Annotated in this window: 10 protein-coding genes; 2 read left to right on the top strand and 8 right to left on the bottom strand. The window is 35.9% G+C overall.

What is annotated here, in order from left to right:
- Nucleotides 1-53: 53 nt before the first annotated feature.
- Complete coding sequence (locus tag WMO14_RS05450) at nucleotides 54-2159, bottom strand: methyl-accepting chemotaxis protein (RefSeq protein WP_349153419.1); 2106 nt, start codon at nucleotides 2157-2159, stop codon at nucleotides 54-56.
- A gap of 269 nt (nucleotides 2160-2428) precedes the next feature.
- Between WMO14_RS05450 and WMO14_RS05445 the strand changes: the two genes are divergently transcribed.
- Nucleotides 2429-2614, top strand: a complete 186-nt coding sequence (locus WMO14_RS05445; protein ID WP_082421501.1) for a hypothetical protein — start codon at nucleotides 2429-2431, stop codon at nucleotides 2612-2614.
- 29 nt (nucleotides 2615-2643) lie between these two features.
- Here WMO14_RS05445 and WMO14_RS05440 read toward each other — a convergent pair whose 3' ends face one another.
- The gene (locus tag WMO14_RS05440) at nucleotides 2644-3237 is read right to left on the bottom strand and encodes a 50S ribosomal protein L25/general stress protein Ctc (protein WP_090140189.1); all 594 of its coding nucleotides are present in this window, start codon (nucleotides 3235-3237) and stop codon (nucleotides 2644-2646) included.
- Nucleotides 3238-3631: 394 nt separating this feature from the next.
- On the opposite strand from WMO14_RS05440, the gene WMO14_RS05435 reads away from it, so the two are divergent.
- On the top strand, nucleotides 3632-4285 hold the full coding sequence (locus tag WMO14_RS05435; RefSeq protein WP_022501989.1) for a GntR family transcriptional regulator: 654 nt from the start codon (nucleotides 3632-3634) through the stop codon (nucleotides 4283-4285).
- 129 nt (nucleotides 4286-4414) lie between these two features.
- Here the strand turns inward: WMO14_RS05435 and pckA are convergent, their stop codons facing one another.
- The 6 genes from pckA to bsh form a co-directional block, all read right to left on the bottom strand.
- Nucleotides 4415-6019 (bottom strand): phosphoenolpyruvate carboxykinase (ATP), encoded by a 1605-nt coding sequence (gene pckA / locus WMO14_RS05430; RefSeq protein ID WP_349153418.1) that lies wholly within the window; start codon nucleotides 6017-6019, stop codon nucleotides 4415-4417.
- Between the two features lie 294 nt (nucleotides 6020-6313).
- Nucleotides 6314-7645 carry an MATE family efflux transporter gene (locus WMO14_RS05425; protein WP_055306254.1) on the bottom strand — a complete coding sequence of 444 codons (1332 nt, stop codon included), beginning with the start codon at nucleotides 7643-7645 and terminating at the stop codon, nucleotides 6314-6316.
- Between the two features lie 21 nt (nucleotides 7646-7666).
- Entirely contained in the window at nucleotides 7667-8113 is a 447-nt protein-coding gene (locus tag WMO14_RS05420) for a MarR family winged helix-turn-helix transcriptional regulator (protein ID WP_055173973.1), read from the bottom strand.
- Between the two features lie 337 nt (nucleotides 8114-8450).
- A complete protein-coding gene (locus WMO14_RS05415) occupies nucleotides 8451-10295 on the bottom strand; it encodes a sensor domain-containing phosphodiesterase (RefSeq protein ID WP_349153417.1) in 1845 nt (614 codons plus the stop codon).
- 68 nt (nucleotides 10296-10363) lie between these two features.
- On the bottom strand, nucleotides 10364-11539 hold the full coding sequence (locus WMO14_RS05410) for a MalY/PatB family protein (RefSeq protein WP_349153416.1): 1176 nt from the start codon (nucleotides 11537-11539) through the stop codon (nucleotides 10364-10366).
- 36 nt (nucleotides 11540-11575) lie between these two features.
- A complete protein-coding gene (gene bsh / locus WMO14_RS05405; RefSeq protein WP_090140201.1) occupies nucleotides 11576-12553 on the bottom strand; it encodes a choloylglycine hydrolase in 978 nt (325 codons plus the stop codon).
- Nucleotides 12554-12712 lie beyond the last annotated feature (159 nt).

Below are 12712 nucleotides of genomic sequence, written 5' to 3'. Positions count from 1 at the left end.
TAACAATTTATAATACGAAAATTGTGAATTAATGCTTATACATTTTCTTAATATTATTCAGAATAATTCTTGCTTACATAATTACCAATCTCAATGCGGTCTTCCGGCATACGGCATCCAACAATATGGCTTCCGTCATTGTCAGTACTTCTTATAATTGTACCTTCAAGAACCCTGCCCTGCTCAACTGGAAAATCTGGTACTTTTACAATTATATTCTCACCCTTACAATCTGCGAATTCTGTTTCTCTTGTCTGGAAAGCGAAGCCGTTGGCACTTATATTTACCATTGTACCCTCATATACATCTGCTCCGCCCTTGAATGTAACTGTACATTTATTATTAACAGGCATTCTTACATACTTTCTTCTGTTGACAATGCTTGGAAGTGAAGCTACTATGAGCCTGCATACATCACTGCCATACTGTGTGGCGGGTGCTGCTGACACAGAAGACCAGTGATAAAGTACATTTGCCGCTACAATATCAAGTTCGTATTTCAATGAGGTATTCTTATAATCTACATCTTTGTTCTTGAAACGTACATATAATACCCCATCTGCCTGTTCAACTATCTCGCCGTGGCTTTCTGTATCAGCTGGCTTTCCTGATATAATCTGTCTTATGGTACAATACATACCCTGCTTGATATCCTGAACACCCATAAAGCCGCCAACTCCAAGCTTTTCCATCATTGCACCAACAACATTTTCTATCTTATCAACATTGCGGGCTGACTCTTCATATTTGCTGAGCATTATCTTAGTGCTTTCGTCTGCGTTGCCTATGCAGTCAGTAATGTCTTTCATAACATTTTCAATCTCGTGCATATTGTCAACCATATTACGGTTAGAGCTTTCAACTTCCTGCATTGCTGAATCTACGACACCAATGTGTTCACCTATCTGTGTAGAGTCCTTAGCTATTCCTGACACGCTGTCATTAACCTGTACAACCTTGGTCTGTGTTGTCTGTATAAGTTCAAGTATTGTCGTTATTGACTTTAACATTCTGTTAGATGTATTTTCCAGATGTCCTAACGCTGTCATAATTCTATCTGATGATTCTTCTGTTTCTGTACTTAAATTTCTTATCTCATCTGCTACTACCGCAAAGCCTTTTCCTGCTTCGCCAGCTCTTGCCGCCTCAATTGAAGCATTAAGTGCTAACAGGTTAGTCTGTGAGTTAATCTCTCCAATTGTACCTGTCTCTGTCTTAACTTTACTGAATTCCTGCTGGAATTCTCTAAGTATATTATCTACCTCACCTGATAATTCAGCCATAGTCTTAGTACTTTCAACTACATCTGCAAGCTCTTTTGAACTTGTATCTGTATGTTCCACTGACTCACTGACAAGCTGCACAACTTCATTGATAAGTGAAGCTACATTTTCTACCTGATTATTAATCTGCGTAGTCATCTGTGTTGAAGAATATGTCTTATCATGAAGTATATCATTATTATGCGAAAGCTCTTTCATACTTGATACAACGAAATTAGCTCCCTGCTTGTTCTCTTCTTCCAGCTCTCTTACAACTGTAATTCCGTCAACTATCATATTACTTGAATCTTTAACCTGCTCAACTGTCTTGACAACTCTGTCAAGGTCAGCCTTAATTGAATCTGTAAGTGCTCCGTCTGAAAGATTAAGATGATTAATTGATAATACATAACATACATAGCAAAGGATTATACACGATATCTGTAATGAATAATTATCAATATCTGCCAACGCATTCATACCTGACATAAATTTAATAATTGTACTTAATATAACTATGGCAATATTACCAATTCCACAGCTCACTATGAACTTTCTGTCCTTGAACAGAATAGTCATGCTTGCTACTGGAAATATATATGCAAATGTAAGCAGTGATGTGCTTGTACATACTATATATCCATAAAACAAACCATATCCAACACCTAATATATGCTTGTATCCATCAGCTGATTTTCCTTTTATCTTAGTATATATAACACCAATTATATATGGGACCCAGCCTATAATAAGAAATGGAATTATAAACTTCCGATCATATGTACCTTTAGTCATATTTGACAAATACTGCATTGTAAGCAGGATATTTAATATAAGCCATATATTTCCTGCTTTAGTATTAGCTCTGGCTTTGAATTTTTCAGCATCATATCCCATATTGTATCCTCCGTTCTTTCGTTACATAACATTATGTATAGTATATATCTTTACGCATAATTATTCAAGGAAAACGTATTTTACTGTCGAATTCTGCACCATATTTTAAAAAAAGCCAGCTATAGGGTAACATAACTCTCCCTATAGCTGACTTTTATCTTTATTCTATCGTAAGTTTACATATTAATATTCTCACTATTACATATGCGTCTATTATCTTACTTACATACTTTCGTATGTTTCTGTACCTGAAATATTACTATAATACTATGATGTCGGGGTCTAAAGCCCCCGACTTTGATACCTACGAATTGTTCCGTGCTACGCACTCCCACAATTCTCCCCAATATTCGCATATCGTGGGATTATCATCCCACTTTTATGCTCATATCGGGGCGGGTCCCAAGGTCTTTCACCCACCTATGAGCAAGCTCATATGGGTTTATACCTTTTGACCCTGGTATCATACTATATTACCATAATATTAAGCTTCTGATGCTTCGCCATCCTCATCAGTATCAGTATCTGTCTCGGCATATGTCTGCTCTGTTACGCTTACAATAACCTTCTCTAATACATCAGGTGATATTGATACATCTTTGTCCTTAGCAATATCAAGGTCTCCTACCTTAATACTGTCGCCTGGCTTAAGTTCTCCTATATCAACGCTTACCTTTTCAACAAGCGCTGATTTAGCTGCCTTATAAGGAATTTCCTCCATATGCTGTTCAACAACACCCTGTACCTTGTCATGATTAACTAATACTATCTCTGCAACTGAGTGAACCTTTTCTCCTTCTGTAAGCACCTGGAAATCAATCTCTAATGTCTGTCTCTTGATTGGGTCGTAATCAACTTCCTTTACAAGAACATCATAATCTGTTGTATCGATTGTAAGCTTTGCCTCACTACCTTTGTTGCAGACTGATAAGAAACGCTCTGCTTCTTTCTTCTCAATCTTTACCGGTATTGATTCTGCAAGGCTTCTTCCAAATACATTGCCAGTTACATAACCTTCCCTTCTTAATTTCTTTGCCTTGTCATCCATGCTTCTTTTTTCAGCTTTTAAAGTATTCATTTATCTTTTCCTCCAAAAATCTGATTTGCTTAGCAAGCCTTCAACAAAGAGGTTCTGTTAAGTTTATCTATTCTTTATTACGATTTGTATTATAGTCCTTTGCAATTAAACAGATTAACCAAATTTTCAAGTTTTTTTTGTGCAATCATTACATATTTTCATTATAGTATTTTAACACAATAACTTTACATATTCAGATTTTAAATTATTTTATTACGAACATTGCGTGCCGGTATACCGATTTTATATTTATTTTATTGATTTTAATATAATAATCGTCTATTATATATCAGTAAATTGTATTTTTTATGTTTTTTTTAATTTATTTTAAAAGTCCATTTATAAATTTATTATCGTAACTTTTTATTCAGGCATTTATACAACGGAGGAATCTATGCAGCTTATGTCATCATTGCAGCTTGAGGCTTATAATTACATTAAGAATTTAATTCTTACTCACCAGCTCGATGTCAACACACTTTACTCAGAAACTAAATTATCCAAAGAACTCGGCATATCAAGAACACCTATGAGAGAGGCTCTGCAATGCTTAAGCCAGGATGGTTATATCACAGTTATCCCAAGCAAAGGCTTTCGCATAAGACAATTAAGCCAGAAAGATATGAGGGAAACCATCCAGATAAGATGTGCTATCGAAGGATTTTGTACGCAATGCCTAGCTAAAGAATATCAGACCGCTAAAGGTCAGAATACAATACAGAAACTTGGTGAAATTCTCAAACACCAGAAAGAATCACTTGCTCTTGATGATAACTACGAAAGTTTTATTAATTACGACCATAAGTTTCACCTGCTCTTAGTTAATTACATTGAGAATGAGGAGATTAATCATATGTTCCAAAAGCTTATGTATCTTATCCGACTTACAACACAGTCGGCACTTGAGGTTGAAGGCCGTATTAATGGAACAATAGATGAACATTCTGAATACTTTGAGAACCTGAAAACCGGCAATGGCAATGAGGCTTACAGAATCCTTATTGATCATCTTATGATGCCTCTTAATATTGTCAGGACAGAACTTTAATTTATAGAGAATATAGTCAAACAAAACCGCTTGTAACTAATGCTTACCATTAATTACAAGCGGTCTTTTTATATACCAATAAAATATTTAATTAAATTGACAATCGTCTGTTATATCCAGAATTATTAATTATAACTGAGGACCAGCAGCTACTAAAGCCTTACCAGCTTCGTTGCCTGTATACTTAACAAAGTTCTTGTTAAATCTTTCTGCAAGATCCTTAGCCTTTGTCTCCCATTCAGAAGCATCAGCGTATGTGTCTCTAGGATCAAGGATACCTGAATCAACACCTGGAAGTTCTGTAGGTACTTCAAAGTTGAACATAGGAAGTGTCTTTGTAGGAGCTGTCTTAATAGCACCTGAAAGGATAGCATCGATGATACCACGAGTATCCTTAATAGAAATTCTCTTACCTGTTCCATTCCAGCCTGTGTTAACTAAGTAAGCCTTAGCTCCGCTCTTTTCCATCTTCTTAACAAGCTCAGCAGCATACTTTGTAGGATGAAGCTCAAGGAATGCCTGTCCGAAGCAAGCTGAGAATGTAGGTGTAGGCTCTGTGATACCTCTTTCTGTACCAGCAAGCTTTGCAGTAAATCCTGAAAGGAAGTAGTACTGTGTCTGCTCTGGAGTAAGAATAGATACTGGAGGAAGTACACCAAATGCATCAGCTGAAAGGAAGATAACATTCTTAGCAGCTGGAGCTGAAGATATAGGTCTTACAATATTCTTAATATGGTTAATTGGATAAGATACACGAGTATTCTCTGTTACGCTCTTATCAGCAAAGTCAATCTTACCATTCTCATCAAGAGTAACGTTCTCAAGAAGAGCATTTCTCTTAATAGCATTGTAGATATCTGGCTCTGAATCCTTATCAAGGTTGATAACCTTAGCGTAGCATCCACCTTCAAAGTTGAATACGCCATTGTCATCCCAGCCGTGTTCATCATCACCGATAAGAAGTCTCTTAGGATCTGTAGAAAGTGTTGTCTTACCTGTTCCTGAAAGACCGAAGAAGATAGCTGTGTTCTCACCATTCTTATCTGTGTTAGCTGAGCAGTGCATTGAAGCTATTCCCTTAAGTGGAAGGTAGTAGTTCATCATAGAGAACATACCCTTCTTCATTTCTCCACCATACCATGTGTTGATGATTACCTGCTCGTGGCTTGTGATGTTGAATGCTACACATGTCTCTGAGTTAAGACCTAATTCTGCGTAATTCTCAACCTTAGCCTTAGAAGCGTTATATACTACGAAATCTGGCTCGAAGTTTTCAAGTTCTTCTGCTGTTGGCTTAATGAACATGTTAGTTACGAAATGTGCCTGCCATGCTACTTCTACGATAAAACGAACAGCCATTCTTGTATCCTTATTAGCACCACAGAATGCATCTACTACGAAAAGTCTCTTGTTGCAGAGTTCTTTCTTAGCAATATCCTTAACCTTAGCCCATACATCTTCTGACATTGGGTGGTTATCATTCTTGTACTCATCTGAAGTCCACCATACTGTGTCCTTAGAATTCTCATCTACTACAATGTACTTATCCTTAGGAGAACGACCTGTATAGATACCTGTCATAACATTAACAGCACCAAGTTCGCTTTCCTTTCCTACTTCGTAACCCTCGTTAGAAGCCTTTGTTTCTTCTTCGAATAATAATTCATAAGAAGGATTGTGAATAATCTCTGTAGCGCCTGTAATACCATACTTGCTTAAATCAACGTTTGCCATTTTACATTAAACCTCTTTTCTTAAATTGTAGCACCAATAGGGCTTGTATGCCCTTTGGCAGATTACAGAAAATGGATTTAACCAAATTCTTCTGTTAGTATACATAATCAGCCTGCAAAAAGCAACCTTTTAATTGTTAAGTTTTTAACTTTTTATATCAATAATTCCTAATATTTATGTTAAATTCCAATTAAATATCATTACTATTTTACATATAACCGTATTTATACATATATCTGTATTATATATGCCGTATTCCTACACATATGTGTATTATTATCTATATCTATATTCTTACACATAACCGTATTTCTTGCGGTTTATTATTATGAATATAAGGCTTACGAACAATGCCAGAAGTTCTGCCGCTATAACAGCCATCCATATTCCATTAATTCCAAGTATAAGCGGAAGTATCATAATCATCGCTATCTGGAATACGAACATTCTAAGAAATGATACTGCCGCCGATACCGCACCATTATTAAGTGCAGTAAAGAATGACGAAGTAAATATATTAAGTCCATTGAAAAGATATGCTACTGAATATATTCTTATAGCAAGCGTTGTAAGCTCAAGCAGTTCCTTATCGTAGCTTACAAATATTCCTGCAAGATATTTTGCAAGCACCTCAGCAAGTCCGGTCATAACTAAGGACGCCACAATAATAAGCGTTATGCTTTTCCTGAACAGATTTTTAAGTTCTTTTTTATTGCCTGAACCATAATGATAGCTTATTACTGGTGCTGAACCTACCGCATAACCAAGATATGTTCCTGAGAATATAAATCCAACATACATAATTATTCCGTATGCAACAACACCATTTGTACCTATATACTTCATAAGCTGCATATTATAAAGCATATTTACAAGTGACATCGACATATTGGTAACCATCTCTGATGAGCCGTTAATGCAGGTCTTTATTATTATATCTTTGTTAAAACGCGCCTTCTGCAATTTAAGCACGTCACTTTTATCACTAAGGAAATATATTATCGGTATTATCGAACCAACTATCTGGCTTATTCCTGTTGCAAGTGCCGCACCAAATACGCCAAGCTTTAATACATATATGAACAGGAAATCCAAAAACATATTCGTAAATCCTGCAAGCAGTGAAACTCCAAGTCCAAGCTTTGGCTTTTCAGCCACAACAAGAAAGCTCTGGAAAGCATTTTGCAAGAATAATGCTGTAAGCATAACAAGCAGTGTTCTTCCGTATATTACACAATCATCAGCGATACTTCCCCTTGCACCAAGTGCCGCAGCTATAGGACGTATAAATATAATTCCGATTGCTGACAGTGCAACACCTGACACTATGCAAAGGTATATAAGCATAGAAAAATATTCTCTTGCCTTTTCTTTCTTGCCCTCTCCAAGTGTCTTTGATACGATGGCACTTCCTCCCGTACCAATCATAAATCCAACCGAGCCAAGTATCATTACAACCGGCATTATAAGATTAACTGCCGCAAATGCATCACTTCCTACAAAGTTGGATACAAATACTCCATCGACAACACCATATATTGATGTAAATATCATCATAATAATTGTAGGTAATGTAAATTTAATAAGCTTACCGTATGAAAAATGGTCTGATAATTTTATCTTCACTTTAATTCTCCTTGATGTTCTCTAATTCTTTATACTCTCTATAAGGCTCTCAAGCTTCTTCATATGCTTATATGTTGTTTCAAACATAACCTCAATCTCCCTGCTGTCCAATTGCTCAAAAGACTGCTTTTCTGCCTCTATTACAGGTTTAATAATCTTTTCCGCTAGCAGTTGTCCTTCTTTGGTAAAATGTATCTGCTTCTCTTTCTTATTATCATTAGACGGCTCTAATATTATAAGTCCATTTTTTTCCATAGTCTTAAGTGAGGAATTAACGGTCTGTGCACTGTAGAACCACTCCTCACATATATTCTTCTGTGTTATCCCCTCACCATAATAATATACAGAATACATTATCCAGAAAGCTGTATCTGATATGCCATTCTTCGCCGCATAATCGTGGTATATAACATTGGTTTCTTTACATACCTGATTAAACATCTGAAGATTTTTTGATATATTTTTCACTCTAACTCCTTCTTAAATTATATTTGCTATCTACTTACTTTTATTTTTTAATTATCCATTCCCGCAGTTTATTCCGAAATCGGATTATAGTATATTACTCCGATTTCGGAATAAAATCAAGTTGTCAGCTTACTCCCAATACGTAAGGTTCCCACCATACATCAAGTTCCCAGCTTAACCCCTGTAATTTCGCATAAATTTCAATTTCTGCTATATTAATAAAGCTATAATCATACCATTATAAAAAAAGACTTTTTAATTATTAACAGCCATATAACTTCACACGGCTGCGTTAATAATTAAAAAGTCTTATTAAACTTACTAATATTACCAATGCTTATGCATTATTATTTATTTTATACTTAATGCCATACTTCTCCTCAAAATCCCCGACAGCAATCGGCTTTGAGAAGTAATAACCCTGAAACCAGTCACAATTCATCTTGGCAAGCATAGAAAGCTGGTCAACATTCTCAACGCCCTCCGTTATTACGTCCATTCCTATATCGTGTGAAAGACTTATAATCGACCTTAATATCTGCTCTCCACGCTCCTCGTGGCTTGACTTCTTAAGGAATACCCTGTCTATCTTGATAACATCAGCACACACATCTTTAAGGAAATTAAAAGAAGAATATCCGCTTCCAAAATCATCTATCTCTATTATAAATCCCTCATCGTGAAGTCTTTCTATAGTCTTATGTGCCGCCTGCTTATCCTCTGATAACGCTGTTTCTGTTATCTCAATGTGAAGCTTATCTGTATCTATACCATACTTACTTACAAGATTTTTGAAAGTCTGGTATACATCAATATGATAGAAATCCTTTGCTGATATATTAACCGATATATAATAATTATAACCAGAGTCTTTCCATATCTTAAGCTGCTTAGCAGCTTCCTCCCATATGTAGTTATCCAGCCTGTATATAAGTCCTGCATCTTCAAAGCACTCTATAAATGCACCTGGCATAATAAGTCCCATATTAGGATGATTCCATCTTATAAGTGCCTCTGCTCCAAGCATATTGCCATCCTTATCCGTCTGTGGCTGTAAATACATACAGAACTGGTTCTCATTAAGTGCTGTCTCGAACTCACCTATAAGCTGCTGTTTAAATATGTCATTCCTATATGAATTCTCATCATAATAAAGAATATAATTGCTCATATTACCTTTACTCTTCATAATCACAAGAGATACCTTGTCTACCATCTGTCTTATCGTTTCATTGACATCTTTTATGTAATATACTCCAAGATATATATGAAGCCTGAAATTCTTGTTGGAATACCTGTCACTAAGCAGCTTTATCATATCAGAAAATTCTTTCTCAGACAGATACTCCTTAGGAATAACCATAGCAATTATGTCACCATTAAGTCTTCCAAGAACTGAATTACCTTTCATCTTCTGCCTGATAATATTAACTTCATCTATTAATATCTTATCTGCAATATTCTCACCATATATTTCATTAATAAGCTTAAAACTCTTAATATCTGATAATATAAGGCAATACTCTGTATCAGTATGCTCCTTTATGAGCTTCTGTGCATTCTTGTAAAACCCATACCTGTTATATGCCTTGGTAAGTGAATCGTAATTAAGCCTGTATTCAAGCTTGGCATATACAGCGGCATTCTCTCTTGTAGTACCAAGATAACTCCCCAGTGCCGCAAGTAGTCTGATTACGTCCTTTGCATCCTTTATATTAGGATTATCAACACCTATAAACCCTTTTAATGTATTGCTTAATATTATTGGAAACACTATAAGTGTATGTATATTCTGAGGCTTTAATATTTCATATTCAACAGGCATAGTCTCTTTTACATTTTCCAAATCTTCAATAAATATACTCTCACCACTTGAAAGCTTTGGTATCCAATACGGCATATCCTCTGCTCTCAAATTCTGAAGTTGATTAATCTGTGGTTCAATACCTTCATTACACCACTCATATGTATTATAATAACAACCGTCTTTTTCATCAACTATATATGCTCTGTCAGCTTTCGTAAAATGTCCGATTTTTTCAAGAAGATTATTTATTGCTACCTGACATTCCCGTACATTTCTTACCTTTCCAAGTTCTGCCATCTGTGTAAGAATAAAATGCTCTGCCTCAAGTTCTGATTTTAATATTTGATTTTCGTATTGCAAACTTCCATTTTCCATATATTACCCCATTAATTATCAGCTAGTATATCCTTACAAAGTTAATCAACTGCCAGCTTAACAACTTGTTAATTCATAGCCAGCCTGATACCTTCTTCAAGTCTTTTAAGCCCGTCCATAAGCACTGCCTTAGGACACGCAATATTTAATCTTAAGAATTGATTGCCATTACCGCCATACACATTGCCTGCTGACAGATATAACCCTGTCCTGTTTCTTATGTATGCCGCTAATTCACTGCTATTATCAGTAATTGCTGAACAATCCAGCCATAAAAGATATGTTGCCTCTGATTGCACAACTTTTATTGATGTAATATTGTCATTGACATACTCGTTAACAATTCTTTTATTATTATAAATGTAACCTCTCAATTCATCAAGCCATTTATCACCATAATTATAAGCTGCTTCTGCTGCCCATACCGCAAACGCGTTAGGCTCTGCAACCTCATCAGTATTAAGTGCTCTCCACACCTTATGCCTTAAATTCTTATGTGGCACAATGACAGCTGCTGTCTGTAGTCCTGCAATATTAAATGTCTTAGTAGGTGCAACACAGGTTATGCTTATATCCCTGCATACATCTGATACAGAAGCAAATGGGATATATTCCTTTCCAGGGTCTGTAAGATCACAATGAATTTCATCAGATACCACTGTTACATAATACCTTGCACACAGCTCACCTATCCTTGATAAATCTTCCCTGCTCCATATCTTTCCTGATGGATTTTGTGGATTGCATAATATCATAAGACTTGTCTGTGGATTGGCTAACTTATTCTTTAGGTCTTCCCAGTCAATGCTGTATTCGCCATTCTCATATCTTAATGGATTTTCAAGCACCCTTCTTCCATTATTGATTATTGAATTAAAAAATATATTATAAACTGGTGTCTGTATAACAACATTTTCATTAGGTGTTGTAAGCTTTCTTACTATGCTTGACACTGATGGTATAACTCCTGTGCAAAATACAAGCCAGTCTTTATCAATATCCCAGTTATGTCTTCTTGACCACCAGCCTGCTACAGCCTCATTCCAGCTTTCCGGTATTATTGAATATCCAAATACTCCGTGCGCCGCTCTCTTATTAACAGCCTCAATTATCTCTGGTGCTGTCTTAAAATCCATATCAGCAACCCACATAGGAAGTTCATTTTCTGCAACATCCCATTTCAAGGACTGCGTATTAGTTCTGTCTATTGGTGTATCAAAATCATACTTATCAGTACATTCCATCGCCTTATCTCTCCATCACTATTATTCTGACATATTCTATCTATTCTGCCATCTTACTTCACCCTTAGTAATAATTGGATATCTTATAAGCTCTGTTCCGTCCAGATTTTCCTTGTGCATATCTACTGCTGTTATCTGATGATTATCATATGTTGTGTAATAATATATTCCCTTTGCCGCATTGCAGCAGGATGTATAAATAGTAATCTCATACTTTCCGTCAGTTACCTCACAACAACCTCTCTGCTGTTCTACCGAACCTAGTATATGAAAGAACTGGCTTACACTTTCTTCCTCTGTATCGCTTGAAATTGCGTTAAGTCTTGTAAATGCTGCTCTTATAAAACGTGACTGGCTTGATAAATCTCCCGGAAGTCCCATAGCTCCCATTCCACGGCTGTAAGCATTTAACTTAAGCTTGTCTGCAAATGTATTATCTGGCTGTCTGCTTGAAAGCCCTGCATAATTATTAAGTGCAAACATCTGCATATCAAATGGCGGATTGTTAGTAAGCACTCCGACCGGATTGTCATATATATGAAGTCCGTCTTTCATAGACTCAACTGTGATTGCTTCATCTTTATCTGCAATTATCCAGTGAAGCTGTGCCGCTGGAAGCTGGCTGCTGAATGGTGTTCCTGTAAGATTAATTCCATCAAGCTTAGCTCTTGCTTCGCTGACTGTCGCACACTGGCTTAATATCCAAGGTATGAACTCAAACTGTGCTATATCCTTCTCACCACATACTGATGCTTTATATGCCGCATTGCCAACAAAGTTAAGTCCAGCCATTCCAAGACCTTTTTCGTTAACCGCATCATAATAAAGTGGGTATCCTTCTGACACAAATGCCATACCAATTATTGCATAATGGCTTTTAAGCTGTCCTATATGCCTGAAATCAAATATATAATTCCTTGGTGTAACTGTTATCTCTTCACCATATGAGAACTCATAATCAAGAGTTCTTCCAAAATAGAAATCTTTAGTCTTATAAGTAACTGCTGTACACATATATTAAGCCTCCTCTTTTATTCGCAATTTATATATTTTATTGTATACCAATTATATTATCTTCACTCTCCATATAATTACAATTAATATTTTTATATAATATTGTAAATTGTATTTTTAATTATACAACCATTATTCTTCAAAATAAAGCAATTATAC

Origin of the sequence: Lachnospira rogosae (ex Hitch et al. 2025) (assembly GCF_040096455.1) — a bacterium.
Classification (GTDB): domain Bacteria; phylum Bacillota; class Clostridia; order Lachnospirales; family Lachnospiraceae; genus Lachnospira; species Lachnospira rogosae.
The sequence above is the reverse complement of the archived record's forward strand: the minus strand, read 5'-3'. Positions and strand labels throughout refer to the sequence as shown.

Coding starts and splice junctions, on each gene's coding strand:
- WMO14_RS05415 (WP_349153417.1), bottom strand. CDS start 10,295: ATGGAAAATGGAAGTTTGCAATACGAAAATCAAATATTAAAATCAGAA.
- WMO14_RS05410 (WP_349153416.1), bottom strand. CDS start 11,539: ATGGAATGTACTGATAAGTATGATTTTGATACACCAATAGACAGAACT.
- WMO14_RS05450 (WP_349153419.1), bottom strand. CDS start 2,159: ATGGGATATGATGCTGAAAAATTCAAAGCCAGAGCTAATACTAAAGCA.
- WMO14_RS05435 (WP_022501989.1), top strand. CDS start 3,632: ATGCAGCTTATGTCATCATTGCAGCTTGAGGCTTATAATTACATTAAG.
- bsh (WP_090140201.1), bottom strand. CDS start 12,553: ATGTGTACAGCAGTTACTTATAAGACTAAAGATTTCTATTTTGGAAGA.
- pckA (WP_349153418.1), bottom strand. CDS start 6,019: ATGGCAAACGTTGATTTAAGCAAGTATGGTATTACAGGCGCTACAGAG.
- WMO14_RS05445 (WP_082421501.1), top strand. CDS start 2,429: ATGATGTCGGGGTCTAAAGCCCCCGACTTTGATACCTACGAATTGTTC.
- WMO14_RS05440 (WP_090140189.1), bottom strand. CDS start 3,237: ATGAATACTTTAAAAGCTGAAAAAAGAAGCATGGATGACAAGGCAAAG.